This is a genomic window from Cognatiyoonia sp. IB215446 (genome assembly GCF_033963825.1).
In the GTDB taxonomy this organism is placed as follows: Bacteria; Pseudomonadota; Alphaproteobacteria; order Rhodobacterales; family Rhodobacteraceae; genus Yoonia.
This window is the reverse complement of the sequence record NZ_JAXBMD010000005.1, coordinates 105,501-130,589: the sequence shown is the minus strand read 5'-3', so window position 1 is coordinate 130,589 and position 25,089 is coordinate 105,501. Positions and strand designations below refer to the sequence as shown.

General features: G+C 58.8%; 19 protein-coding genes. 12 read left to right on the top strand and 7 right to left on the bottom strand.

Annotation, left to right across the window (positions count from 1 at the left end; all coding sequences use genetic code 11):
• The first annotated feature begins 30 nt into the window (after positions 1 to 30).
• The 3 genes from SLH49_RS18105 to SLH49_RS18095 all read left to right on the top strand — a co-directional run bounded on the left by SLH49_RS18105 (position 31) and on the right by SLH49_RS18095 (position 7,330).
• Positions 31 to 1,779, top strand: coding sequence for an autotransporter assembly complex protein TamA (locus SLH49_RS18105; protein WP_320270562.1), 1,749 nt, complete (start codon positions 31 to 33; stop codon positions 1,777 to 1,779).
• 44 nt (positions 1,780 to 1,823) lie between these two features.
• Positions 1,824 to 6,032: a translocation/assembly module TamB domain-containing protein gene (locus SLH49_RS18100; protein WP_320270561.1), complete on the top strand. Its 4,209-nt coding sequence runs from the start codon at positions 1,824 to 1,826 to the stop codon at positions 6,030 to 6,032.
• Between the two features lie 176 nt (positions 6,033 to 6,208).
• Positions 6,209 to 7,330, top strand: a complete 1,122-nt coding sequence (locus tag SLH49_RS18095) for a Hint domain-containing protein (RefSeq protein WP_320270560.1) — start codon at positions 6,209 to 6,211, stop codon at positions 7,328 to 7,330.
• Between the two features lie 559 nt (positions 7,331 to 7,889).
• Here SLH49_RS18095 and SLH49_RS18090 read toward each other — a convergent pair.
• The 3 genes from SLH49_RS18090 to SLH49_RS18080 all read right to left on the bottom strand — a co-directional run bounded on the left by SLH49_RS18090 (position 7,890) and on the right by SLH49_RS18080 (position 10,273).
• Positions 7,890 to 8,288 carry a hypothetical protein gene (locus SLH49_RS18090; RefSeq protein ID WP_320270559.1) on the bottom strand — a complete coding sequence of 133 codons (399 nt, stop codon included), beginning with the start codon at positions 8,286 to 8,288 and terminating at the stop codon, positions 7,890 to 7,892.
• A 156-nt stretch (positions 8,289 to 8,444) separates the two neighbouring features.
• Entirely contained in the window at positions 8,445 to 9,494 is a 1,050-nt protein-coding gene (locus SLH49_RS18085; RefSeq protein WP_320270558.1) for a Gfo/Idh/MocA family oxidoreductase, read from the bottom strand.
• The gene (locus SLH49_RS18080; RefSeq protein WP_320270557.1) at positions 9,491 to 10,273 is read right to left on the bottom strand and encodes a ThuA domain-containing protein; all 783 of its coding nucleotides are present in this window, start codon (positions 10,271 to 10,273) and stop codon (positions 9,491 to 9,493) included. The genes SLH49_RS18085 and SLH49_RS18080 overlap by 4 nt, the downstream gene beginning before the upstream one ends.
• 251 nt (positions 10,274 to 10,524) lie before the next feature.
• On the opposite strand from SLH49_RS18080, the gene chlG reads away from it, so the two are divergent.
• The 7 genes from chlG (at position 10,525) to SLH49_RS18045 (ending at position 17,956) form a co-directional block, all read left to right on the top strand.
• Entirely contained in the window at positions 10,525 to 11,430 is a 906-nt protein-coding gene (gene chlG / locus SLH49_RS18075; RefSeq protein WP_320270556.1) for a chlorophyll synthase ChlG, read from the top strand.
• 2 nt (positions 11,431 to 11,432) lie between these two features.
• A complete protein-coding gene (locus SLH49_RS18070) occupies positions 11,433 to 12,713 on the top strand; it encodes a BCD family MFS transporter (protein WP_320270555.1) in 1,281 nt (426 codons plus the stop codon).
• Positions 12,714 to 12,716: 3 nt separating this feature from the next.
• Entirely contained in the window at positions 12,717 to 13,898 is a 1,182-nt protein-coding gene (locus tag SLH49_RS18065) for a geranylgeranyl diphosphate reductase (RefSeq protein ID WP_320270554.1), read from the top strand.
• Positions 13,895 to 14,428, top strand: a complete 534-nt coding sequence (gene idi / locus SLH49_RS18060; RefSeq protein ID WP_320270553.1) for an isopentenyl-diphosphate Delta-isomerase — start codon at positions 13,895 to 13,897, stop codon at positions 14,426 to 14,428. The genes SLH49_RS18065 and idi overlap by 4 nt, the downstream gene beginning before the upstream one ends.
• A 61-nt stretch (positions 14,429 to 14,489) precedes the next feature.
• On the top strand, positions 14,490 to 15,020 hold the full coding sequence (locus tag SLH49_RS18055) for a gamma-glutamylcyclotransferase (RefSeq protein WP_320270552.1): 531 nt from the start codon (positions 14,490 to 14,492) through the stop codon (positions 15,018 to 15,020).
• A gap of 155 nt (positions 15,021 to 15,175) precedes the next feature.
• The gene (locus SLH49_RS18050) at positions 15,176 to 16,258 is read left to right on the top strand and encodes a biopolymer transporter ExbB (protein ID WP_320270641.1); all 1,083 of its coding nucleotides are present in this window, start codon (positions 15,176 to 15,178) and stop codon (positions 16,256 to 16,258) included.
• 3 nt (positions 16,259 to 16,261) lie between these two features.
• A complete protein-coding gene (locus SLH49_RS18045; protein ID WP_320270551.1) occupies positions 16,262 to 17,956 on the top strand; it encodes a peptidoglycan -binding protein in 1,695 nt (564 codons plus the stop codon).
• A gap of 177 nt (positions 17,957 to 18,133) precedes the next feature.
• On the opposite strand, the gene clpA is transcribed toward SLH49_RS18045, so the two are convergent.
• Entirely contained in the window at positions 18,134 to 20,461 is a 2,328-nt protein-coding gene (gene clpA, locus SLH49_RS18040; RefSeq protein WP_320270550.1) for an ATP-dependent Clp protease ATP-binding subunit ClpA, read from the bottom strand.
• Between the two features lie 180 nt (positions 20,462 to 20,641).
• Complete coding sequence (gene gloB, locus SLH49_RS18035) at positions 20,642 to 21,415, bottom strand: hydroxyacylglutathione hydrolase (RefSeq protein WP_320270549.1); 774 nt, start codon at positions 21,413 to 21,415, stop codon at positions 20,642 to 20,644.
• Between the two features lie 65 nt (positions 21,416 to 21,480).
• Between gloB and SLH49_RS18030 the strand changes: the two genes are divergently transcribed.
• The gene (locus SLH49_RS18030) at positions 21,481 to 22,257 is read left to right on the top strand and encodes a class I SAM-dependent methyltransferase (RefSeq protein ID WP_320270548.1); all 777 of its coding nucleotides are present in this window, start codon (positions 21,481 to 21,483) and stop codon (positions 22,255 to 22,257) included.
• Positions 22,258 to 22,284: 27 nt separating this feature from the next.
• On the opposite strand, the gene SLH49_RS18025 is transcribed toward SLH49_RS18030, so the two are convergent.
• The gene (locus tag SLH49_RS18025) at positions 22,285 to 22,797 is read right to left on the bottom strand and encodes a CAP domain-containing protein (RefSeq protein ID WP_320270547.1); all 513 of its coding nucleotides are present in this window, start codon (positions 22,795 to 22,797) and stop codon (positions 22,285 to 22,287) included.
• 148 nt (positions 22,798 to 22,945) lie between these two features.
• Complete coding sequence (locus SLH49_RS18020; protein WP_320270546.1) at positions 22,946 to 23,467, bottom strand: hypothetical protein; 522 nt, start codon at positions 23,465 to 23,467, stop codon at positions 22,946 to 22,948.
• A gap of 202 nt (positions 23,468 to 23,669) precedes the next feature.
• Here SLH49_RS18020 and SLH49_RS18015 point away from each other — a divergent pair, with 202 nt between their 5' ends.
• Complete coding sequence (locus SLH49_RS18015) at positions 23,670 to 25,067, top strand: hypothetical protein (protein ID WP_320270545.1); 1,398 nt, start codon at positions 23,670 to 23,672, stop codon at positions 25,065 to 25,067.
• The last annotated feature ends 22 nt before the right edge of the window (positions 25,068 to 25,089 follow it).

The following is a 25,089-nucleotide window of genomic DNA, read 5'->3' as shown; positions in this document are numbered from 1 at the left end:
CGGGCAAGGCCAGCGATATGGCTGTCGTGCATGGCCGTTCTTTTGGCGGGCGCCGCCTCTGCGCAAGACGTGCGACTGATCGCGGACAATGCCCGTGATGCGCTAGATACCGCATCGCTTTTGCGCGCCCTGGATGACGACGCCGACCCGCAGGACTATGTGGCCGCAGCCCGCGCCGATTACCGACGCCTGCTGACCGCGCTTTATGCAGAAGGGCGTTATGGCGGCACAATCTCGATCACCGTGAACGGTGTTGAGGCCGCAAATATCGATCCGCTTGATGCGCCCGTGACCGTGGATGAGGTTGTGATCCGCGTGGATGCGGGCCCGCGTTTCTCCTTCGGTGACGTGGTCATTGCACCTCTACCCCCGGGCACGAAACTGCCCGCCGATCTTGGCCCTCGGCGGACTGCCCGCACGGAACGGGTCGAGGCAGCCGTCAGTGGCGGTCTAAGCGCATGGCGCGATCTTGGCTATCCAAAGGTGGAAGTGGCGGGCCAGCGCGTTATCGCGCGGCACGATGACCGGAAGCTTGATGTAAATGTTACCCTTGATACCGGCCCGCGCCTGCGGTTTGGCGCACTGAATATCAGCGGAAATGACGATGTGCGCACCGAGCGCATTGAAGAAATCGCAGGATTGCCAACGGGCGAGGTTTACTCGCCTGAAGAGATCGCGAAGGCCGAGCAGCGCTTGCGCCGCGCTGGCGCCTTTGACAGCGTTGCCCTTCGCGAGGCTGACGAAGCTAACGCAGACGGCACGATTGATATCAATGCCCAAATCAGGGAATCGCGGCCGCGCCGCAACGGTCTGGGGATTGAAGTCTCAACGATTGACGGATGGACCCTTTCGGCATTCTGGATGCACCGGAACTGGCTGGGCGGTGCAGAACGTCTGCGCATCGATGGTGAGATTGCAGGGATCGACGGAGAGACCGGCGGCGCCGATTACCGGTTGCGCGGCACGTTCAGTCGCCCGGCCACGTTCGACCCCGATACCGATTTCTTCATCCGGTCCGAGCTCGCGCGCGAGGATGAGCCGGAATTTCTACTCGACAGTGCCTCGGTCGAGGTCGGTTTCTCACGCCGCGTGACCGACGATCTGACCGCCAGCGCGGCACTGGGCATCCTGACTGCGCGCGAGGAGACGGATGCGGGCACCCGCGAATATACCTTGCTGACCTTGCCCCTGGAGGCCACGTTGGAACGCCGCGATGAACCGGCCGATGCCACCTCCGGATACTTCCTGAATACCGCGCTCACGCCATTTGTCAGCGTTGTCGGTGATGTTGACGGTGCAAGGTTCTTTGCCGACGCGCGCGGCTATTACAGCTTTGGCGAAGAGGCAGGCGTGACGCTCGCCGCGCGCGGACAGTTTGGCAGCGTGATAAATGCGGGTATTGAAGAAGCACCGGCCGATTTCCTGTTCTACTCCGGTGGCGGCGGTACGGTCCGGGGCCAACCCTACAACGACTTGGGGATCGACCGCGTCGAGGATGGCGAGACTATCACCTCGGGGGGGACGTCTTTTGCCGGGCTGCAGCTCGAAGCGAGGTTTCGCGTGCGGCCCAACATCTCGCTTGTGACGTTTTACGACATTGGCCAGGTGGGCGACACATCGCTACCCTTTGAAACAGGCGAATGGCATGCCGGGTCAGGCTTTGGTCTGCGCTATGATACAGGCATCGGCCCGATCCGGCTGGACCTTGCCACACAGGCCAGCGGCGACGACGTGGGCGAGGATTTGCAAGTCTATGTGGGGATTGGACAGGCATTTTGAGGGTTCTGGCGATCATATGGCTTCTCTTTTGGCCACTTCATCTGATGGCGCAAAGTCAGGAAGAGCAGGACAAAAGCTATCTGACCAGCCTGATCGAAGATAACCTCTCCGGCGTCAGCCGCGAGGTCAGCATAATCGGTTTTCAGGGCGCGCTGAGTTCACGCGCAACTATCGATGTGCTCACAGTGGCCGATACCGAAGGGGTCTGGCTGACACTCGAAGACATCGTGCTCAGCTGGAACCGCGCAGCGCTTTTTCGCGGGGCCATTGATGTGCAGGAACTCAGTGCCGAACGCATCGTCGTGGCCCGCCCTCCATTGCCGGAAGACACGGGGCCATCGCCCGAGGCACAACCTTTTTCGTTGCCCGAACTGCCGGTCAGCATATCGCTTGATGTTCTGAACATTGACCGGATCGAACTGGGCGAAGGGTTCCTTGGCGAAGAGATCGCAGTCAGCCTGACCGGCACCGCGCAACTGGGCGGCGGCGAGGGGGCGGCCAATGTCACAGCGCTCAGGCTTGGCGACAAGCAGGGCCGGTTTGAGATTGACGGCACCTTTGCCAATGCAACCCGTAACCTCGATATCCTGCTTGATCTCGACGAAGGGCCAGACGGCATTGCCGCCCGGATCATCGGCTTACCGGGGCAGCCAGCCGTTGGGCTCTCAATCGCGGGTAACGCCCCGCTGGATAATTTTGCCGCCACATTAGCCATCGCGACCGATGGGCAGGACCGGCTGAATGGTGACTTCCAACTGACGGAAACCGAGGCGGGTCGCGATGTATCGCTGGATGTGGGCGGCGATATCTCACCGCTCTTCGCGCCAGCTTACCGGGACTTTTTTGGCACCGATGCACGCCTGATTGTCCGCGCGCTGCAAAACATTGACGGAAGCGTCGATATTCCAGAACTGGATCTGGATGCCGGACGGGTCACACTGTCAGGCGCGCTGCAATTCGGCGCGCAGGGTTGGCCAGCGCTGATCGATGTAACCGGCGCAATCACACCTGACGGCAATGCACCGGTGCTCCTTCCGCTCTCTGGCCCGCAGACTTTCGTAGACGGGATGGATTTGGCCGTCACATATGACAGCCGCATCTCGGACGATTGGCGCGCCGATGTAAGTATTGACGGCCTTGACCGCCCCGGCCTTTCCATCGATCAGCTGCGCCTTGCCGGTGGCGGTATCTTGCGTCCCGGCGAAGGCACCCAGATCGGTGCGGTAGCGGCCAATCTGCAATACGGTGCCGACGGTCTGCAACTTGATGATGCTGGCGCGGCAGAGGCTTTCGGCAGCGCCATTACCGGTGAGTTCGTCGCCTCGCGTACAGAAGGCGGTGAGACCGAGATCAGCCGCCTCACGCTGCAGGGTGCAGGCCTTGATGCGACCGCCGTTGCGACCATCGCGGGCCCCAATGCAGGCTTTCGCACCAACGCCACGCTCAACGCGCGCATTGCGGGGCTGGACCGGTTTTCGACCCTCATCGGGCAAGAGATCGGTGGTGGCGCCGAACTTGGCATTCTCGCCAATGTCACCCCGCTTGAGGGGCTGTTCAGTGTGGTTGCGACAGGCCAGACAAATGATTTGCGCATCGGCATCCCCGAGGCTGACCGCGTTCTGGCAGGTACTGGCGACATCAGCGCGTCTCTAGTGCGCGACACGGAGGGCACGCGGCTCGAAGTCCTGAACATCCGCACCGATGCGGCCACATTGGACGCGAGTGCCGACATCACGAATGACAGCATTGCCGGAGAGATTGACGCCAATGTGGTCGAGCTTGGCCAGGTTGTGCCCACCCTCTCCGGCCCAGCACAGGTTCAAGGACAGGTTGAGACGTCTGAAACCGGAGACATCACCTTTGCCCTAAACGGGAACGCCGTCGCATCTGATTTCACTACCAGCGGCATCGTCAGCCCGACCGAGACCGGCCAGAACGTTAATCTGGAGATGGACATGAACGCGCGCGACCTCAGCCGGTTCGCGGCGCTGACCGGGCAACCGCTGGCGGGTTCCGCCAATCTGGGCATCAACGGGGTCGTGCTGACCGATGGCCAGCGTTTTGATCTCAACATCGCGGGCCGGACCCGCAATATCGTGACAGGGATCGACCGGCTCGATCCGTTCCTGCGTGGCGTGACGCTTTTGAGCGCCGAGATTGCACGCCCGAGGGATGACAGCTTGCGGCTCAGCAATCTCTCCCTGCGCTCCCCGGCCCTGACAGCGACGGGTGATGCGGCAGTCAGCCTGGAGGGCGAAAACAGCGCCGATCTTACGTTTCAGATCAACGATGCGGCCTTGCTCGACCCAACTCTGTCAGGCCCCATTCGCCTGACATTGGCGGCGTCTCCTACGGCGGAGGAGGCCACACAGACGGCGTTGCGTTTGACTGGCCCTGAAACCGACGTGGTGTTCGACGGGACAATCGCACATGAAAACTACCGGATCGCCGGTGATCTAACCGCTCAGATGGCAAACCTTGGCGCCTACGCACCACTGATCGGCCAACCCGTGGATGGCGCGGTTGATCTGACAGCCAGTGGCGAAACGCTCCCCGATCTGAGCAGTTTTGATGCGCAGATCCGGCTGCAAAGCACGGATCTTTCCATCGGGAACGCCTCTGTCGATCCGCTGCTTGCCGGGACAGGTCGCATCAATGCGCAGCTTGGCCAATCAGACGGCACGCTGGCTGTGCGCACATTGGAAATCTCAACGCGCGAAGTGTCTATCGTTGGCGCGCTGAATGGCGCGGCAGGCTTTGGCGAAGGGCGGTTCAACGCCAGTTTACGCAATATCGGCGTGCTGACCGATCAGTTGAGCGGGCCGATCCGCGCGACGGGCAGCGCCTCATTGGATGAGGCCGGCAATTGGGGCGTGGATGCCACGGCCACAGGCCCTGGCGGCCTATCCACAAGCGTAGCTGGCCAGCTTCTGGCAGACGGAAACCTTGATCTGAACGTTGATGGCAGTGTCCTTCTGGCGCTTGCCAACCGCATCCTTGATCCGCGCCGCCTGAGCGGCCTCGCCAATTTCGATTTGCAGGTTGTCGGTCCACCATCACCTGAATCGCTGCGCGGACAGATCACGTTCACCGATGGACGGCTGGCCGCACCCAATCTGGGCGAGGCGCTAGAGAACATCACGGGTCAGATCGGGCTCAATGCAGGCAGCGCCCAGATTGACCTGCAGGCCCGCGTCGAAAGCGGCGGCGGCGTCACCATCGACGGCCCCATCGCGATGGCCGCGCCGAATAACGCGGATCTGACGCTGCGACTGAACAACATGATCCTGCAGAACCGGCAGCTCTATCGCAGTTCCATCGATGGCACCGTAACCCTGAACGGACCGCTGCAAGGCGGCGCGCGGGTCGTGGGGCGCCTGGAACTGGGCGAGACGAATGTCCGTGTGCCATCCTCCGCCATCAGTACCTTGGGCGAACTGCCCGAGGTGATCCATCTTGGTGCGAACAGTGCCGTGCGCCAAACACTGACCCGTGCTGACGCCATTGTCAGCGCGAACGGGAATGGTGAAGAGCGTGCGGAGCGGCAGGGACGGCGAGCCTACCCGCTGGACATCCGCATAGAGGCGCCTGGTCGGATCTTTATCCGTGGGCGCGGCGTAGATGCGGAACTTGGCGGCAATCTGCGGATCGGGGGCACCTCGTCGAATGTGATCCCCGTTGGGCGATTCTCACTGATCCGCGGCCGGATCGATATCTTGCAGCAACGCTTTGAACTGACCGAAGGCACCGCCACGCTGGAAGGGGATTTCAACCCGTTTCTGAGACTGGTTGCGACAACTGAAACGGATAGCGGCACCGTCATCAACATCATTGTCGAAGGACCGGCGGGTGCGCCAGAAGTGAGGTTTGAATCGGTCCCAGAGTTGCCGCAGGACGAGGTGTTGTCACAACTGATCTTTGGCCGCGATCTGTCCAGTATCAGCCCTTTGCAGGCGGTCCAGCTTGCCTCAGCCATCAGCACATTGGCCGGGCGGGGTGGCGGCGCTTTTGATCGGTTGCGCCGGAATGTGGGACTCGACGATCTGGACATCACGACCGATGAGGAAGGCCAGACCGCCGTGCGTGCGGGCCGCTATATCTCGGACAACGTCTATACCGACGTGACCGTCACGAGCGAAGGCGACACAGAGATCAACCTCAACCTGGATTTGACGCGCGACATCAAGGCGAAAGGCAGTGTAGATCAGGATGGTGAGACCAGCTTAGGCATCTTCTTTGAGCGCGACTATTGACCAACTTGTCATTGCTTGCAGCAAGCGCGCAAATATGGAGAGGAGGAGAGGAGTGATAGCTTCGAACTCTATACCATCGTGCAAGCGTCACATTTCTAACTCGAACCTGCCCTTTTGACTCCTTTTCAATACTGTTTGTTGCACATAGTAAAACGTGAGTTTTTTGCGAGTGCGGCATGCCATTCACTGATGTCATTGATGACTACACAAACGGGGCAACGGGTACGCTGACAACAAGCGACGGGCAAAGCGTCGGGTACACCGTCACTGCGAATGTCAATACGATCAGCCGGCCTGGTACCGATCTAGGCGCGCAGGTCACGGGCGATGGCTCCGAAACCGTGACAGTGGATTTTGACGAAACGATTCACGGCATGACCGTAAGCGTCAATCGCAGCACTCCGGGCGAGGTTTACTATCTCGTGGTTGACGGCGCTCAAGTCGACTTGAACCAGGCGATTGCAGATGGCACCGTCGAATTCACGATGTCAGGTGCCGCTACCCAGATCATCACGCCAGATGGGGGAATCAGCAGTACCGGAACATCGTTTGATGGCAGCCTCGCCTCGCTGCATTTTCAGTCCCCCGTCAACACTATCACCATCTTTGGTGCGGGAGGCAGCAGCGGCAATTGGGACCTTTTTGAAATCGGGATCGATTCAGAGGATTTTCGGATCGTTTGCTTTGCCGCCGATACGCTTCTGGACACGCCCAAAGGGCCAATTCGCATCGCGGAGATTAATGCTGGCGACCTGGTCTGCACGTACGACGCTGGACCATGTCGGGTCTTGCAGACAAGCACGCGTCGGTTCACGCCCCTGCAATTGCTGCAAGAAACCCGTTTGCTTCCGGTGCGGATTAAAGCGGGAGCACTGGGTCATGGTCTACCCAGATCAGATCTGATCGTGTCGCGCCAACATCGCATACTTGTCGCATCACGCATCGCTGCGCGCCTTTTGGGGACAGCGGAAGTTCTGATCCCTGCAATCCGCCTCGTTGGCTTACCGGGTATCGACATTGACCGATCAATGCAGCCGGTCACCTACCACCATATCCTGCTTCAAGAGCACAATGTCGTACTGGCGCATGGCGCACCTGCCGAAAGCCTGTTTTTGGGACCCATCTCGGTGCAGACGCTTGATGATGCGCTACCTGAAGTTACAATCGATATCACGGCTACGCCGTCGCGAATGACACCGGTGCGCCCGTTTCCCGATGCAAAGCAGTGTAAAAAGATCATTGCAGCCCACAGGCGCCATGCACGCGCTTTACTGGAGGAGATCACCTGCATCGCATGAACCGCAAGCGGAAGAGTGGAAAGTAACAACTTATTCTTGCTTTGGCCCCTATTGCGCAGTCGCCTACGACTCCACAGGTCGCCATCACTGAACTCCAATATGGTTTCATTGTTCAGCCGTACGCATTCAGAAAGATCGACGCTAGGCCTGATCGAAAGGCCGATACCTGTAAAATCAGCTCTGATGGTGCACAAATTGGGGTCAAATCGACATGTGTCATGACAGAAACTGGTTCCAGCAAAGAATTTGGCGGTCTCAACGTCTTTGGACCCTAATGCACCTTCGCCCAAGACTAGGCAGGCAGATGACTCGTCGGATGCCTAGTGCTTCAAATAAACACATCAGCCTTCCTGCCCTTAGAAGCAAGGTCTGCGCATTGACCATCACGCGCAGCCTGTTGCTATAGGCGCTGCACGCGGAACAAATCTTTTACATAATGAACCAATAAACCTAACCCAGCCCGGTGGCAGCTTTATACGTTACCCAAGGCGAGATTGCGGGCCTACAAACGGCATCCGGCACCATTAGTCAAAATATTGGGCGACAGGCAGATCATGTCTTACAAATGCCGATCACCTTGACCACCCGCGCTTGCTCTGTCGATCAGTGTCGGGCTGATTGCCGCATCAAAAGCACGCTTCTGCTCTACAAGCGTTGCCCGCGCATCAAGATAGGCGCGGGTCAGTGCAACAAAACCGACACCAAAGTCAGACCTTGCCTCACAGGCGCGCATATCTGCTTCGAGTTGCAGCAAATCCGTGCGCGCCGAAGTGACACCCGCGGCAGAAGGATGCGCATTTGGCGGCAAGAGTTCTGCAGCAAGTGTTTCCATCTGTGAAAGACGTCTGCTGTAGATCGCGCTTGACGAGGCATCCTGCGCTTCTGCGGCCAGCGTCTGCACAACCACCATCTGATCCACCAAATCTGCCGGACTTGCAGGAATAAAGATATCGGGCATATGCATCCTCCGCTTCTGCCAGCAGTTATCGATCCAGACACTAGGCCGATATTCTTTACAGAATATGTGTGCCCTTCGGTGCCGATGAACACATCGCGCCTAGCAAAGCGGATGCTTGATGCGAAGTCAAAGGACCCACCGTACGGTGGTCGGGCGCTAGACCACTTGATCGCGCGCGCTTTGTGTGTCTGAGACGACCGCGAGATCAAGGACCCTTTGCAGGTCCGCACCGCGCTGAAAGTCGGGTGCAACAGGCGCACCATCCCGGATTGCTGCAATAAAACGAGAGTAGTTCGTTTCCACCTCAGGGGTTGGAATGTCGACCCAGGTGCCGCTGACAAGATGGTCACCAAGGCAGGCGCGCAAGGTGCTGCGCCATTGCTCGAACCGCACATCCAGCCCGCCCTTGGTTCCAAAAAGCCGCAAGCGCAGATCGTTGATATGCCCACCGGCAAAGCGGCTGGCATGGATCACGCCGACGGCCCCATTCTGCAATTCCAGATGCATCGCCATACTGTCATTTGCATCCAAGATGTAGTCGCCGATCTTGCCGCCTTCGGCCTTGTCAAAGGTCTTGAGGCGGCAAGACACCCTTGCCGTATCCGCACCCGCAGCAAAGGTGGCATAGTCGAGGATATGGACCCCCACATCCCCCAAGACGCCCATGGATCCATGGGCAGTCGAGAGGCGCCAGAGCCACTGATCCTCGGTCCGCCAATCACCCCAGGACGCCTGGTTGAGCCAGCTTTGCAGATAGGATGCCTCAAAATGCCGGACATCGCCAATCTGGCCCTCGGCAACGATGGCGGCGGCTTGCATCAGGGCGGGCACGTTGCGGTAAGTCAGGTTGACAATGTTCACAACGCCCGCATCCTTCGCCGCCGCCGCCATTTCACGGGCATCAGCGGTATTTGTCGCAAGTGGTTTTTCACACAAGACATGCTTGCCCGCTGCCAGAAACGGCATGGTCGTGCGGTGATGGATACCGTCGGGTGTGACCACGGAGACCGCGTCGAATGCGTCCCAGGCCAGTGCCTGATTGACGCTGTCGAAAGCATGTTTGATGCCGTATTTGGCATTGAAGCTATGCAGGTTGTCAGGGTTGGGATCAACGCTGCCAACGACACTTACGCCATCCATCGCCACAAAGGCATCGGCGTGATCATTGGCCATCGTACCGGTGCCGACGATCAGAACACGGATCATCGGAACCCCTCTTCCCCGTCCTGATGCAGGCGGGGGCCGCGCTCTTCGATGGGTTCCAATGCCTGGTCAACCGGCACATTGGGCGCGTCCCCTACGCCAATCACACGCGGCGCCGGGTTGTAGGCCCAGCGCACCGCGTTCTGCAGCACCTTCTGGACATTGGCGTCGTGATAAGTCGGGTAGGTCTCGTGCCCCGGGCGGAAGTAAAACACGTTGCCCGCGCCACGCTTGTATGTAAGGCCCGAGCGGAAGACCTCGCCGCCCTGAAACCAGCTGACAAACACGGTCTCAAGCGGTTCTGGCACGCCAAAGGGCTCGCCATACATCTCTTCGTGTTCCAGTTCGAAATGGTTGGGAAGCCCCGCAGCAATCGGATGGTTGCGGGAGGTCACCCAAAGCCGCTCACGCTCCCCCGCCTCGCGCCAGGTCAGGTCGCAAGGCGTACCCATCAGCCGCTTGAAGATTTTCGCGAAATGCGCTGAATGCAGCAGGATCAGCCCCATGCCCGCATGGACGTGTGCGGCGACCCTGTCGACAACCGCATCCTCCACATCGCCATGGGCCGCATGGCCCCACCAGAGCAAAACGTCCGTTTCTGCCAAACGGGCATCGGGAAGCCCATGTTCAGGCTCTTGCAAGGTTGCGGTAGTCGCATCGATGCCATCCTCCCTCAGGCAAGCGGCAATGGTGCTGTGCATACCGTCAGGATAGAGCGATGACACAACTTCATTCGTCTGCTCATGCACGTTTTCACCCCAAACTACAGCACGAATCGTCATGTAGACCCCTCCATCCAAAGCGCTTTGAACGGCACGTTGCGACCATCCTGAGACGAACGCAAGAGGCGAAAGAGCATGCCGCCTCACAAACCGAAAAGTTTTGGCTGCGGTCAGTTTTGCATCATTTTGCAGGAACTTTTTGCCTATACGCTTTCTCAGCGCTGACCAAACCTGTCAGAGCGACAACTTGGCACAGTGTCACAGCGGCTTTACACTTGCCCTCTGCCGTACTGTCACAATAGACTGACAGAATGAGTGTCACGTCTGATTTACACATAGATCAACCGACGCGCCGCTGGCCCGAACCGCGTGCGACACTTACGCTGCTCAAACCACATACATGGTTTCCACCGATGTGGGCGTATCTTTGCGGCGTGGTCTCTGCCGGGGTCAGCCCGGCGGACAACTGGTTTCTGATCATTCTGGGTGTTGTCCTGGCGGGCCCGATCGTCTGCGGGATGAGCCAGGCCGCCAATGATTGGTGCGACCGGCATGTGGATGCGATCAATGAACCTGACCGCCCAATCCCGTCGGGGCGCATTCCGGGGCGGTGGGGATTTTACATCGCGCTCGCCATGACCGCGCTTGGCCTGATTGTCGGTTACATGCTTGGCCCTTGGGGTTTTGGCGCGACTATTTTGGCCGTGATCGCCGCATGGTCTTATTCAGCAGAGCCGATCCGCGCCAAGAAATCCGGCCTTTGGGGGCCCGGCCTCTGCGGTCTCGCGTATGAGACGCTGCCATGGATCACCGGGGCCGCCGTGATCAGCGCAGGCGCGCCCAGTGCGCAGACCATCCTGATCGCCGTGCTTTACGGCCTCGGCGCGCACGGGATCATGACGTTGAACGATTTCAAGGCCATCGCAGGAGACCGCGCGATGGGCCTGCGGTCCCTGCCCGTGACGCTTGGTCCGGACCGCGCAGCGCGCGTTGCCTGTTGGGTCATGGCGGTGCCGCAAGCGTCGGTGATTGGGCTTTTGACCGTCTGGGGTCATCCGTTCCATGCGCTGGGCGTCGCAGCCATGCTTGCCGTGCAACTGGGCGCGATGCGTGTCCTGCTGCGCGATCCGGAAGGCAAGACGCCCTGGTATCAGGGCATGGGCATCCTTTTTTACATCAGCGGCATGATGATCACCGCGACAGCCTTGGGGGGCTGAAGATGACATTATCCTGGTTTCAAATTTTCCGGCTTGGCCTTGTGCAGATGGCACTTGGCGCGATTGTGGTACTGACAACATCGACCCTGAACCGGTTGATGGTGGTGGAGCTTGCATTGCCCGCAATCCTGCCGGGCCTGCTGGTTGGTCTGCATTACGGCATCCAACTGACCCGCCCGCATTGGGGGTTCTATTCTGACACTGGCGGCCATCGCACACGCTGGATCATCGGCGGGATGGTGGCCCTCGCCATCGGTGCATTCCTCGCCGCGTGTGGCGTGCTGGCGTTTGAAACGTCATTTGCCGCAGGTCTGACCGTATCGCTCATCGCCTATACGCTGATCGGGTTGGGCGTTGGTGCGTCGGGCACGTCGCTGCTGGCCCTGCTTGCCACGACCACAGCACCTCACCGACGGGCGGCCGCCGCGACGATCACTTGGCTAATGATGATCCTTGGCATTGCCGCCACCGCAGGCATAGTTGGCCAGTTCATTGACCCTTACACCCCGCAGCTTTTATTGCGGATCGTGGGTATCGTCGTGACCTCGGCGACATTGGTAACCTGCCTCGCCGTATGGCGCATCGAGCGGAACCTGATCGCCATCCGCGAACCCGATCCGACCCCGTTCATGGAGGGCCTGCGCGAGGTCTGGGGCGAGCGTAAGGCACGCAGCTTTACCATCTTCGTCTTCCTGTCCATGACCGCCTATTTCATGCAGGAACTGATCCTTGAACCTTACGCGGGCCTCGTCTTTGGGTTCACGCCGGGCGAATCCACCTCCCTCTCGGGCGCGCAGAATGGCGGTGTCTTCATCGGTATGCTGACCGTTGGGATCATGGCGACCGGCCTCAAGATCGGGGCACTGCGCAATTGGGTTGTGGCGGGCTGCCTTGGCTCTGCCGGATCGCTGGCGCTGATCACGTTCCTCGGCCCAATGGGTGCTGGCGCGCCGATCACCTACGCCGTCATGCTGCTCGGCTTCTTCAACGGCATGTTCGCCGTCGCGGCCATCGGATCAATGATGGCGCTGGCCGCGCAAGGGAAAGAGCGGCGCGAAGGCACGCGCATGGGCCTTTGGGGGGCCGCACAGGCGATTGCCGCCGGTTTCGGCGGCCTCATCGGTGCTGGCATGGTCGACATCCTGCGCACCAGCATGACCGACACGCAGGCCTTTGGCAGCGTCTTTATCGCCGAGGCCGCCCTATTCATCGCCGCCGCCGCGATGGCCGCAAAAATCATGGACCGCAAAATGCCCAAAGCCACCCTCGTTCCGGGAGAGTAAGAGATGCAATATGATGTTGTTGTTGTGGGCGCAGGCCCGTCCGGGGCCACAGCCGCCGAAGACCTTGCAAGGTCCGGGCACAAGGTGGCTTTTCTCGACCGCGAGGGGCGGATCAAACCCTGTGGCGGGGCGATCCCGCCGCGGCTGATTACGGATTTCCATATCCCCGACGATCAGTTGGTGGCCAAGGTCAACACCGCCCGCATGATCTCACCGACCGGGCGGCAGGTGGATATCCCGATCGAGAACGGCTTTGTCGGGATGGTCGACCGGGAGCATTTTGACGAGTTTTTGCGGGTGCGGGCGAAGGAGGCAGGCGCGCATCGTTACAGCGGGACCTTCACCAAGATCGTCCGCGATGAGGACGGCACGCATGTTGTTTACCGCGACAAGATCAGCGGTAATGAATTGCAGCTGGACACAAAGCTGGTGATTGGCGCCGACGGCGCGCGGTCAAACGTCGCACGGGCCGAGGTGCCGGGCGGCGATACGATCCCTTATGTGATCGCTTACCACGAGATTATCGAGGCGCCCGCGCCGAACGCCACCTATGATCCGAAGCGCTGTGACGTGGTCTATGACGGCAGGATTTCGCCCGACTTTTACGGCTGGGTTTTCCCCCATGGTTCGCAAGCGAGCGTCGGCATGGGGTCCATGGTCAAATCCGTCGATGTCAAACAGGCCACGGCTGATCTGCGCGCCGCATCCGGCCTCACCGAATGCCCGACAATCCGCAAGGAGGGCGCCCCTATCCCGTTGAAACCATTGGATAGATGGGACAATGGCAAAGATGTCGTGCTGGCCGGGGATGCGGCGGGCGTCGTTGCGCCATCATCGGGCGAAGGCATCTATTACGCGATGGTCGGCGGGCGGGTCGCCGCCACTGCAGCAGCGGCCACTTTGGCATCAGGGCGCGTAAAAGACTTGCAACTGGCGCGGAAACTTTTCATGCGCGAACACAAGCAAGTCTTCCGGGTGTTGGGCGCCATGCAAAACGCCTATTACCGCAGCGACGAACGGCGTGAGCGGTTTGTCTCCCTGTGTCATGATGTCGACGTGCAAAAGCTGACCTTTGAGGCGTATATGAACAAAAAGCTCGTAAAGGCACGACCCATGGCGCATCTGAAAATCGGCATTAAAAACATCGCGCATCTGACGCGCCTTGTTTCGCCGATGCGCACATGAGCATCATGATCCCGGCCTGGGAAAACGGCGTGCTGAAACCGGTCGAAAAGCTTGAAGCGCATCAGCGCGGACTCAAGCACAAGGCCGTGAGTGTCTTTGTGATGAACAAGGGCCGCGTGCTGATCCAGCAGCGTGCGATGGGCAAGTATCACACACCCGGATTGTGGGCGAATACGTGCTGCACCCATCCTGAATGGGATGAGGACCCGGCCGATTGCGCGATACGTCGCCTGCGCGAAGAATTGGGGATCAAGGGCCTTTATCCCAGCTATCGCGATCAGATCGAATACCGCGCCGATGTCGGCGGCGGGATGATCGAACATGAGGTGGTTGAGGTCTTCGTGGCCGACGCGCCCGGCGGCGTGAAGCTCGACCCCAATCCTGATGAGGTCATGGCGACAAAATGGGTCGATTTTTATGATCTCTCTGCAGATGTCGCGCGCCATCCGGGGCAATACACGCCCTGGCTGCGCATCTACCTCGAAGAGCATCAATCGGCCATCTTCGGCAACATGATGCGCGTCGTCTGACCCCTCCCGCGTGACAAGACCGCCCCGGCTTTGTAAGACGCCGGGCGAAAGGGAATTTGTCATGTCACTTTGGGTTTTCGGGTATGGGTCTCTCTTATGGGACCCCGGCTTTACGCCTGTGCGGCAGGTCAAGGCACGCCTGCACGACTATCACCGCAGTTTCTGCATGTTGTCGATCCACCATCGCGGGTCCGAGGCCGAACCGGGCCTTGTGCTTGCATTGGACAAGGACCCCGGTGGCCAATGCACCGGCATCGCCTTTCAGGTGGCCCAAGATGAGGAAGAGAGCGTCCTCGCCAGCTTGCGCGAACGCGAACTAATCTCCTCTGCCTATTATGAAGACCACGTCAATCTGGTCTCGGATGCTGGGGAGGATATCGAAGCGCTGGCCTACATCATCAACCGCGACCATCGCCAATACTGCCAGTTCGATCTTGAGAAACAGGCCCAGATGATTGCCCATGCAGTGGGCGGGCGTGGCCCGAATACCGAGTACCTCTACAACACCACCGCCCATCTGACCGAGATGGGTATTCGCGACGACGATATGGCCTGGCTGACAGAGCGCGTGCGTGCCCTCACAGCAACATGATGCAGACCTTAAATTATTTGGGTTTGCCGCCAAGCGTCTCTATGATGCTATCGGGGCAAAGACAAAACACCATATAAGGATGCCCTCCCTTGTCGGAAAAACGGGTACGTAAGGCACAACCGCAGTTCTCACAACCGATCCGCCAAATCCTGTTCATGCTGACAGTGCTTGGGCTGGTGGGGGCGGGGCTCTATCTGGGGCAGGCCCAGATCATCGCGATCTACAACTCCAACCCCTACCTGAACGGCGTCATTCTGGCCGTGTTCGTGCTGGGGGTCCTGTCGTGCATCAATCAGGTGTTTCTGCTGATCAAATCGGTCCGCTGGATCGAACGTTTCGCCAATGAGGCGGGTGGGCACAGCTACGTCGCCGCACCGTCCTTGCTCGCGGCACTTGCGACACTCTTACGGTCGCGCGGTGCGCGGACTCAGATTTCGTCCACCTCGGCGAGGTCGATCCTTGATACCGTTGGACAGCGGATCGACGAAGACCGCGAGATCACCCGATATATCGGTAACGTTTTGATTTTCCTAGGTCTTTTGGGTACGTTTTACGGCCTCGCGACCACGGTACCCGCACTGGTCGAAACGATCCGGTCACTCAATCCCGGCGATGGCGAAGATGGCGCCGACATCTTCGCGCGCCTGCAATCGGGGCTTGAAAGCCAGCTTGATGGGATGGGCACCGCCTTTTCAAGCTCGCTTCTGGGCCTGGCCGGGTCGCTGATCGTCGGCTTGCTGGAGCTTTTTGCAGGCCACGGCCAAAACCGGTTCTATCGCGAGCTCGAGGAATGGCTGTCAACGATCACCCGCGTCGGCATTGACGGAGATGAAGGGGCCGGTGCCGATAGCGGTGTGATGGGCGCTTTTGTCGATCAACTGGGTGAGTTGATGGACACGATCCAGATGATGATGGGCCAGAACGACGCGGACCGCGAGGATACGGACAAGCGCTTTGCCACGCTGGCCGCGGCGGTCGAACGGCTCGCGCAGGCCAATGTGACGCAAGGCAGTCATGATCTGCTGACGCGCGTGGCCGAGGGCCAGGAGGCGTTGATCAAGAAACTCGACGATAGCGGGATGGACGGGATCGATGCGGAAAGCCGCATGCGCCTGCGCTCGATTGACGTGCAGCTTTTGCGCATTCTCGAAGAACTCTCCGCTGGGAGGCAAGAGACCATTGGCGATCTGCGCGGCGATATCGCCACGCTTGCCAGCGCCATTCGTGAACGGGGCTAAGCCATGGCACTAAGCCGCAGGTCATCGAACAGGTTCCAGAACGCGATCTGGCCAGGTTTCGTGGATGCGATGACGGGGCTTCTGCTGGTCCTGATGTTCGTGCTGACGATCTTTATGGTGATCCAGTTCGTCCTGCGCGAAACGATTACGGGGCAAGAAAGCGAGCTGGACCTTCTGACGAATGAAGTGGCGGCACTGACCAGCACTTTGGGGTTGGAGCGGGCGCGCTCTGCCGCTCTTGACTCGGATCTGGACGCGGCCAACGCGCTGGCCCAGCAGCAATCCGGGCGCATCGCTGCATTGATCGCCGAACGTGATGCGCAAGGTCAGGCACTCGCTGAGGCTCGCAGCCAGATCACGGAATTCGAGGCCCAGGTGGCTGGGTTGCTGGCCGAGCGGAGCGACGCGCTGGCCAACATCGCCGGGCTGGAGGCTGAACAGGAACGCCTGTTGTCTGAGCAAGAGGCGCTGAACCTCGCTTTAGCGCAGGCGCGTACCGAAATCGACGAAGGTACTGAAGCCGCCCGCCTCGCCGCCGCACGGCGAGAGGCGCTTGAGGCATTGATTGCCGATCTGGAGACCGAGAACGACGCAAATACCGCAAGGATCACCGAATTGGAGGCAGGGCAGCTCGCCGATGCGGCCGCCGCAGAGGCTTTGCGCGAACGTCTGGCTAATGCCGATACGGAATTGACCGCCATGACGCTGAACCTGGAAGAACAGAGGCAAGAGGCAGAAGAGACACTGACGCTACTTGCAGCGGCGCGGGCAGCGCAAGCCGAACTCGAAGCGCTGCAAGGAACGCAGGATGCCGAAAATGACGACCTCTTGCGGCAATTGGCAGAAGCGCGGGCGGCTTTGGCGACGCAAACCGCCAATGCCAGCGCTGCCGAGGAGCAGGCCGTACTATTGGCGCTGGCAAATGAACAACTCGCCGCGCAAGAAGCTGTTTCAGCCGAAAGCCAGCGGCAGGTTGCGTTGCTGAACGCTCAGATCACAGAATTGCGCGGTCAGGTCGGCAATTTGCAATCCCTACTGAACCTCGCCGAGGAGTCAGATCGTGAAGCACAGGTGCAAATTGAAACCTTGGGCGCGCAATTGAACACCGCGCTAGCGCGGGTCGCATCAGAGGAACGTCAACGCCGTGCGTTGGAAGAGGCTGAACGCCTCCGGCTGGAGGCCGAGGCGGCGCGGCTGGAAGAGGAGGCGGAGCGTCTCGCGGCTGAGGCCGAGAATCTGTCGCGCTTTAAATCCGATTTCTTCGGACAATTGCGTGATGTGCTCGAAGGGCAAGACCGGGTGCGCATCGAAGGGGACCGGTTCATTTTCGCATCCGAAGTGCTGTTCCAACCGGGCCGCGCGCAATTGTCGCCTGCCGGCCAAGCCGAGATTTCCAATATCGCAGATATCCTGCGCAGCATCGCCGACGATATTCCACCCGGCATCGACTGGGTGATCCGCGTTGACGGTCATACCGACAATATTCCGGTCGGCGCAGGCGGACGCTATCAGGATAACTGGGAACTGAGTCAGGCCCGCGCACTGTCGGTCGTACGGTTCATGTCTGAGGAGCTGGGTATCGCGCCTGAACGCCTTGCGGCGAATGGTTTCGGTGAATACCAACCGCTCAACCCCGCCAATACACCTGAAGCACGCGCACAGAATCGGCGTATTGAACTCAAACTGACCGAACGCTGACGCAGATTTCCCGTCTCTTCGAGGGGGGAGCAGATTTTTTAGAAAAATCTGGGCAAAATCCTTTCAAGGATTTTGACACCGCTGGGCCAACAAGGTGCACAACATCAATTGCATGGCCAGCCACATCACCAAAAAGCGGCGCTAGTTACGCGCCGCTTTCTTCAATTCGAAGGTCGCTTAGTCCGCCGTCAGTAGTGGTGGCTTGTCACCACGATCCGTGATCTTGCCCTGCTCAGGTTCGACATATTTTAGGTCGAGCGCACCTTTCTTCACGCCAACCTTCACGATGCCACCTTTCACCAGCTTGCCAAAGAGCAACTCTTCCGCCAGCGGCTTTTTGATGTTTTCCTGAATGACACGGCCCAGCGGACGCGCACCCATCTTTTCATCATAGCCCTTATCGGCAAGCCATTCGGCGGCGGCAGGCGTCAGTTCGATATGCACATTGCGGTCAATCAGCTGTGCCTCAAGCTGCAGCACGAATTTCTCGACCACCTGCATGATCACCTCTTTCGGCAGAGAGCCGAACGAGATGACCGCGTCCAGACGATTGCGGAACTCCGGTGTGAAGGTCCGTTCAATGGCGGCGGTATCCTCGCCCTCGCGGCTTTCGCGGCCAAAGCCCAGCGCGTTCTTGGACATCTCTGCGGCACCCGCATTAGACGTCATGATGATGATCACATTGCGGAAATCGGTTGTCCGCCCATTATGGTCGGTCAGTTTCCCGTGATCCATGACCTGCAGCAGGATGTTGTAGACATCCGGATGCGCCTTTTCCATCTCATCAAGCAGCAACACGCAATGCGGGTTCTGATCAACGCCATCGGTCAGCATGCCGCCCTGATCGAAGCCGACATAGCCCGGAGGCGCGCCAATCAGACGGCTGACCGCGTGCTTCTCCATGTATTCCGACATGTCGAAGCGCAGCAGCTCAACACCCAATGTGCTGGCGAGTTGTTTGGCCACTTCGGTCTTACCAACACCGGTTGGCCCGGCGAAGAGGTAGTTGCCGATAGGCTTTTCGGGCTCACGCAGGCCCGCGCGGGCCAGTTTGATGGCCGATGACAGCGCTTCAATCGCGTTATCCTGGCCAAAGACAACCCGCTTGAGCGTCTTTTCGAGATCCTTCAGAACTTCGGCGTCATCCTTGCTGACATTCTTGGGCGGAATGCGGGCGATCTTGGCCACGACATTCTCAATCTCTTTGGCACCAATCGTCTTTCGGCGCTTGCTTTCGGTCACCAGATGCTGAGCCGCGCCTGCCTCATCGATCACGTCAATGGCTTTGTCTGGTAGCTTGCGGTCATTGATATAGCGCGCAGACAGTTCCACAGCCGTCTTGATCGCATCAGCCGTGTATTTGATGCTGTGATGCTCTTCAAAATATGGCTTCAACCCTTGCAGGATCTTGATTGCATCCGGCACCGAAGGCTCGGTCACATCGATTTTCTGGAACCGGCGCGACAACGCCCGGTCTTTCTCGAAATGCTGGCGGAACTCTTTGTAAGTGGTTGACCCCATGCAGCGCAGCTTGCCGCCCTGCAAGGCCGGTTTCAGCAGGTTGGATGCATCCATCGCACCGCCCGATGTCGCACCTGCACCAATGACAGTGTGAATCTCATCGATGAAAAGGACGGCATCCTTGTGATTTTCCATCTCGGTCATCACAGCCTTCAGGCGTTCCTCAAAGTCGCCGCGGTAGCGGGTTCCGGCCAGCAAAGCACCCATATCGAGACTGTAGATGGTCGCTGAAGACAGCACTTCGGGCGTTTCGCCATTCACGATCTTGAACGCAAGACCTTCGGCAATCGCCGTCTTGCCCACGCCGGGATCACCGACCAAGAGCGGATTGTTCTTGCGGCGGCGACACAGAACCTGAATGCAGCGTTCCACTTCGTGCGCGCGACCTATCAGTGGGTCAACATCGCCCTTGGTAGCTTTTGCGTTCAGATCGACGCAGTATTTTGCAAGCGCGCTCTCTTTTTCATCGCTCTCACTGCCGACATTCACCGTCTCAGAGTCTTCGGGCGTGCCAGTCACGGGGCGCGATTCCCCGAACGCTGGGTCTTTTGCCACGCCATGGGCGATGAAATTGACGGCGTCATAACGGGTCATATCCTGTTCTTGCAGGAAATAGGCCGCGTTGCTTTCGCGTTCTGCAAAGATCGCAACCAGCACATTGGCACCGGTGACTTCATTGCGACCGGAGGATTGTACATGGATCGCCGCACGCTGAATAACGCGCTGGAAAGCGGCAGTCGGCACAGCCTCGGACCCTTCGACATCTGTAATCAATGTCGACAGATCATCGTCAATGAACTCTTCCAGATCCTTACGCAATTCATCGAGATTGACCGAGCAGGCGCGCATCACGCGGGCCGCGTCTGGTTCATCAATCAGCGCAAGAAGCAGGTGTTCCAGTGTCGCCAGCTCATGACGACGTTCGTTCGCAAGCGCCAGGGCCCCATGAATGGACTGCTCGAGTGTTGTCGAAAATGATGGCACGTCTTGTGCTCCTTCATATCGGGGGTCAGCCTGTGATCTGCACACGCCAACCGTGGCCTCTTATCCTTAAGGTTTGGTTTTCTACACAAACCTTCAAGGACTTTTTTCCGTTTGCGCATCACAAATCGCGTGATGCCTTGCATTTCATCTGCTTTTGAACACGTTGACACGACATCGTGGTCAAAATTTGTCTTTCGCGGCGCGAACATGGGCAAAGACATCTTCGTCCGATGCATCCGCCATACCCAAAACACCCTTAAATGCAGGGTCATCCGCACGCAGAAATGGGTTTGTCAGCATCTCTTCACGCAAGGTGGAGGGGATTGTCGGTTGGCCATCCGCGCGGGCCTGAGTGATGCCTTCAATACGTGAGATAAGCTTTGGATTGTCCGCGTCAACCGACAGCGCAAAGCGTGCATTTGCCGCGGTGTATTCATGGCCGGAACAAATCTGCGTGTCTTCGGGCAGCGCGCGCAGTTTTTTCAGGCTTTGCCACATTTGCGCGGCGTTCCCTTCAAACAAGCGGCCACAGCCCAGCGCCATCAGGCTGTCGGCCGTAAACGCATAGCCAGCGTCGGGCATGTGAAAGGCGACATGGCCAATCGTGTGGCCCGAGACATCGATGACATGAGTTGTCTGCCCACTGACCGTGATCGTATCGCCCTCGGCCACCTGCAAATCCAGCGGCGGCAGGCGGTGTGCATCAGCCTTGGCCCCAATCACGCGCGCTCCGGGGCGCAGTGCGTCGACCGCACCGATATGGTCATGGTGATGATGCGTGATCAGGATGTCGCTTAGCGTCCAGCCACGTTTGCGCAATGCCTCTCTGATCGGGCCTTCTTCCGGGGCGTCGATAAGGGCGGTCTCGCCCGTCGCGTCATTATGGACCAAAAAGGCGTAGTTGTCGGCAAGACAGGGCACCACGACGAGTTCGGCGGATGGGGCGTTTGCCATGGCATTTTGGCCTTTTCTGTTGATATGGTCGCGGCACAGCTTTGCCCAAGGGACCTAAAACCGCAATGCATCTTGATGTGCTTGATCTGCGAAACTTCTACTACCGCAGCGCATTGGGCCGGGCCGCGCAAAAGGTGATCCGGGATGAGTTGGTGAGGCTCTGGCCCGATTGCAAGGGGCAGATGGTTGTCGGCTTTGGGTTTTCTGTCCCCCTTTTGCGGCCATTCCTGAAGGATGCACGGCGGGTTGTCGGCCTGATGCCGGGGCCACAGGGTGTGATGCCCTGGCCGCCCGATGGACAAAATGTCAGCGTATTGTGCGAAGATACGCTCTGGCCGATCGAGACGGGCCATGTGGACCGGCTGGTCTTGATGCACGGGCTGGAAACGACAGAGCATCCCTCTGCCCTTCTTGATGAGGCATGGCGTGTTTTAGGGCCGGGTGGCCGCGCGGTCTTTATCGTGCCCAACCGGGCCGGGCTTTGGTCGCGGTCTGATGCAACACCCTTTGGCTATGGGCGGCCCTATTCGCTGAGCCAGTTGGATGCGCAGTTGCGGCGACATCAATTCGTGACGGAACGAACCATGTCTGCGCTTTATCAGCCGCCATCGTCACGCAGGCTCTGGCGCAAATCAGCAGGATTCTTTGAAAAGGTGGGGCACAACATCCCCATGGTTGCTGCAGGCGGCGTGCTGATCGTTGAAGTCAGCAAGCAGATGGTCGCACCAACGCGCCCGGGCTTGGGCGAGGCTGTCAAGAAGCCGTTGCGCGCTCTAGAAGGGATGGCGAAACCGCAGCCGAAACCTGAAACAGCGCGCACCAGCAGATCGTCTGAGACGTAAGGTCCGGCCGAATTTGCCGCTGAACTACTACCGTTCTGTTGCGAAGACCAAGGCCCAGTATTGGTTTGAGCCCGACCCAGCTTTAGCCAAAGCGAAATCCTCAAAGTTCGGGTTCACATTGTTGGCCTGATGTCCGGGTGAGTTGACCCAGGCATTCAGAACGGCCTCTTCATTGCGTTGGCCGCGGGCGACGTTTTCACCCCAGGTGATCCAATCATAGCCTTCGCGGCGGATGCGCTGACCTGCATTTGACCCATCACTGCCGGTATGCGTCAGGCGGCCCATCGAAAGCATGTCATTGGCATGCGCTTGCGCTGCTCGGCCCAACCGAGCGTCATATGTAAGCGGCGCTGCCCCATTCGACGCACGCACGCCGTTCAGCATACTTTGAAAAGACCCATCGACCGAAGGTGTATCCGGTAAAGATGGTGTTGAAGGGCCGGTACCGGAGGACGACACATCAACCGGTGAACCGCCCCCGCCGCCACTACTGCAGGCAGCGATAGCAAAGGCGCAAAATGCGATGGCGATGGTACGCATGAAACTACTCCTTGATCAGGCCCCCACCATTACGTCAGGAAAAATTCAGTCAACAAGACCAATGCTTTGGCAGGGTGCAATCCAGCAAGAACATGCCAGCGACCGCATTGGCTCACGCAAGCAATCGCCGATGCAGCCTGCATGCGTTTTAGTCAGGATTTACCAGCACAAGCACCCAACGTTGATCCGATCCTGAACCAGCTTTGGCGAGACCAAACAGTTCAAAGTCCTCGAATGTCAGGTCTTCTGCATCGCTTCCGTCCCCCTGACTCCCGTTGGTTGCCCATTCATCCAGAACGGTGGTCGTCGTGAAGTCGCCCTGCGCAATGAATTGGCCGATATCCTGCCAAGTCAGCCCAAGTTCATTAAGGGTATCCCCAATGTCCTTTTCGCCACCCATCGGCGCCGTGGTCCCTTGCAAAAAAATGCTCAGGTAATCCTTTTCGAACATGTCGTTTGCGTGAATCTGGGCCGCCCGTCCTGCAGTGGCGTCATAGTCCACCTCAGTACCGGCCATGCGCATACCGTTCAGTTGAGTCCCAAAATCCATATTCATCGACACGTCCGGGGTATCCGGTGTCAGATCAACGCTTGAATCAGATGAGGAGTCCCCGCCACCGAGGCAGGCAGACAGGCCAATAAGCGCAGCAATAGAAAGGATCTTCTTCATACGGTTCTCCCTTACCCCCGAACATGAGTGCTAAAGGCTTAAGAGCCTTTGGAAAATAGAAAGTAAAATGAGCTACGGGTGAGGCGATTATCCGCCGATCCATCCGCGCGCGGTTGCGGATTTGTTTGCAAATCATCGTCGCACTTGCGTCAGGCAGATTTCACGCTAAGCCGGTCTATCAATTCAGGAAGGTAAGATCAGCGTGCTGGAACAGTTTCGTTTTTGGGTCTTTTGTTGCGCTGCGATGCTGATCGGGTTTTCAGGGCCAGTAACCGCGCAGGCAACATCCGCCGCAACACAGGCAGAGGCTGAGGCCGCTTTGGTCGGGGGTAACCCAGCGCGGACAGTTATTCTGGCGAACCAGCTTTTGGAGGACAATCCTGACAGTTTCGCAGCGCTCTTCCTTTTGGCGCTTGCCCAATCGGACTTGGATCTACCGCGCGAGGCTGCCGCAAGTGCGGGCCGGGCCTATCGTGTGGCATCCAGTGAAGAAACCCGGCTGCAAACCGCGCGCCTTGCAGCAACCGCGCATTTCAGGGCCAAACAGTACGCCCGCTCGGAATTCTGGTTCCGCCGTGCGGCCAACCATATAGCGACCGAGGATGATGCCGAAGCCATCGTGCGTGGCTTCCAGCGCGCCCGTGAGGCCAACCCGATTACCACGCAATACACCGCCTCCATCGCGCCATCGGACAATATCAATGACGGATCCGACGCTGCGCGGCTATGTTTTGAGAACCTAGATGGCACCTGCTTCATCGAGCTTGATCTGCGCGAGGACCAACTTGCCCTCTCCGGTCTTGAATACAACGGCAGTGCCAGAATCCAATACGAGCTCAGCAAAACACCTCGCCAAACGACAACCATCGGCGGTTTGATTTTCGGACAAGGTGTCGTTTTTTCGGATGAAACCGAAACGCTGCTTTCCGAATCTGAAAGCGAAATTGTCCGTGACTTGCGGCCAAGTGACTTTGCGGCCTTTCTGGCTCAGTTTTCGCTGGAACAGCAGCAAGCCGACTTCAGCCCGCTCGGGCCAACGCGGATCGCTTACAATTATGGTAGATACTGGAGAGGTGGCGACCTCTTGGTGGACTACCACGACCTGATCTTGGGCCAGATCGTACCGTTCGAAGGCGGTCGTTCTTTTGCCCTTGAAAGCTCCGTGCGGCAACAACGCGCCCAAGCGCCCGGATTGATTGATAGCACGATCTACAACCTCAGTGGCTCTTATCAGTGGCGTTTTGACAACCGGGATGTCACGACGCTCACTCTGGCCAGCAAATACAATGATGCGAGCGAAGAAAGCACATTTGTCGAATATCGACTGCGATCGGATTACGCCCTTGGTCGGCAGATCTTCCAGACCCGCTGGTCGACCTTTGCCGAAATCGGATATCGCTCGTTCGACGAATTTTCGAGCACGCTTGACGGTCGCCGGGATCGGTTTGCAAGCGCTGGAGTGACAGCGGTGTTCGAGGAGGTCTCTTACTTCGGCTTTTCGCCTAGCATGTCTTTGTTCGCAAGCCGAACAGACTCGGACGTGTCTTTCATCGATTCCAGCAAGGCATCGCTCAGCTTCGGGATCGCGTCGAATTTCTAGGCCGGTTGCGTCCGCCCGTTGA

What these genes read in the sequence shown, in the direction of transcription:
- gloB (WP_320270549.1), bottom strand. Translation starts at nt 21,415, where the DNA reads ATGGCAAACGCCCCATCCGCCGAACTCGTCGTGGTGCCCTGTCTTGCC.
- SLH49_RS18030 (WP_320270548.1), top strand. Translation starts at nt 21,481, where the DNA reads ATGCATCTTGATGTGCTTGATCTGCGAAACTTCTACTACCGCAGCGCA.
- idi (WP_320270553.1), top strand. Translation starts at nt 13,895, where the DNA reads ATGAGCATCATGATCCCGGCCTGGGAAAACGGCGTGCTGAAACCGGTC.
- SLH49_RS18050 (WP_320270641.1), top strand. Translation starts at nt 15,176, where the DNA reads ATGCTGACAGTGCTTGGGCTGGTGGGGGCGGGGCTCTATCTGGGGCAG.
- SLH49_RS18085 (WP_320270558.1), bottom strand. Translation starts at nt 9,494, where the DNA reads ATGATCCGTGTTCTGATCGTCGGCACCGGTACGATGGCCAATGATCAC.
- chlG (WP_320270556.1), top strand. Translation starts at nt 10,525, where the DNA reads ATGAGTGTCACGTCTGATTTACACATAGATCAACCGACGCGCCGCTGG.
- SLH49_RS18070 (WP_320270555.1), top strand. Translation starts at nt 11,433, where the DNA reads ATGACATTATCCTGGTTTCAAATTTTCCGGCTTGGCCTTGTGCAGATG.
- SLH49_RS18020 (WP_320270546.1), bottom strand. Translation starts at nt 23,467, where the DNA reads ATGAAGAAGATCCTTTCTATTGCTGCGCTTATTGGCCTGTCTGCCTGC.
- SLH49_RS18080 (WP_320270557.1), bottom strand. Translation starts at nt 10,273, where the DNA reads ATGACGATTCGTGCTGTAGTTTGGGGTGAAAACGTGCATGAGCAGACG.
- SLH49_RS18090 (WP_320270559.1), bottom strand. Translation starts at nt 8,288, where the DNA reads ATGCCCGATATCTTTATTCCTGCAAGTCCGGCAGATTTGGTGGATCAG.
- SLH49_RS18095 (WP_320270560.1), top strand. Translation starts at nt 6,209, where the DNA reads ATGCCATTCACTGATGTCATTGATGACTACACAAACGGGGCAACGGGT.
- SLH49_RS18025 (WP_320270547.1), bottom strand. Translation starts at nt 22,797, where the DNA reads ATGCGTACCATCGCCATCGCATTTTGCGCCTTTGCTATCGCTGCCTGC.
- SLH49_RS18065 (WP_320270554.1), top strand. Translation starts at nt 12,717, where the DNA reads ATGCAATATGATGTTGTTGTTGTGGGCGCAGGCCCGTCCGGGGCCACA.
- SLH49_RS18055 (WP_320270552.1), top strand. Translation starts at nt 14,490, where the DNA reads ATGTCACTTTGGGTTTTCGGGTATGGGTCTCTCTTATGGGACCCCGGC.
- SLH49_RS18105 (WP_320270562.1), top strand. Translation starts at nt 31, where the DNA reads ATGGCCGTTCTTTTGGCGGGCGCCGCCTCTGCGCAAGACGTGCGACTG.
- SLH49_RS18100 (WP_320270561.1), top strand. Translation starts at nt 1,824, where the DNA reads ATGGCGCAAAGTCAGGAAGAGCAGGACAAAAGCTATCTGACCAGCCTG.
- SLH49_RS18045 (WP_320270551.1), top strand. Translation starts at nt 16,262, where the DNA reads ATGGCACTAAGCCGCAGGTCATCGAACAGGTTCCAGAACGCGATCTGG.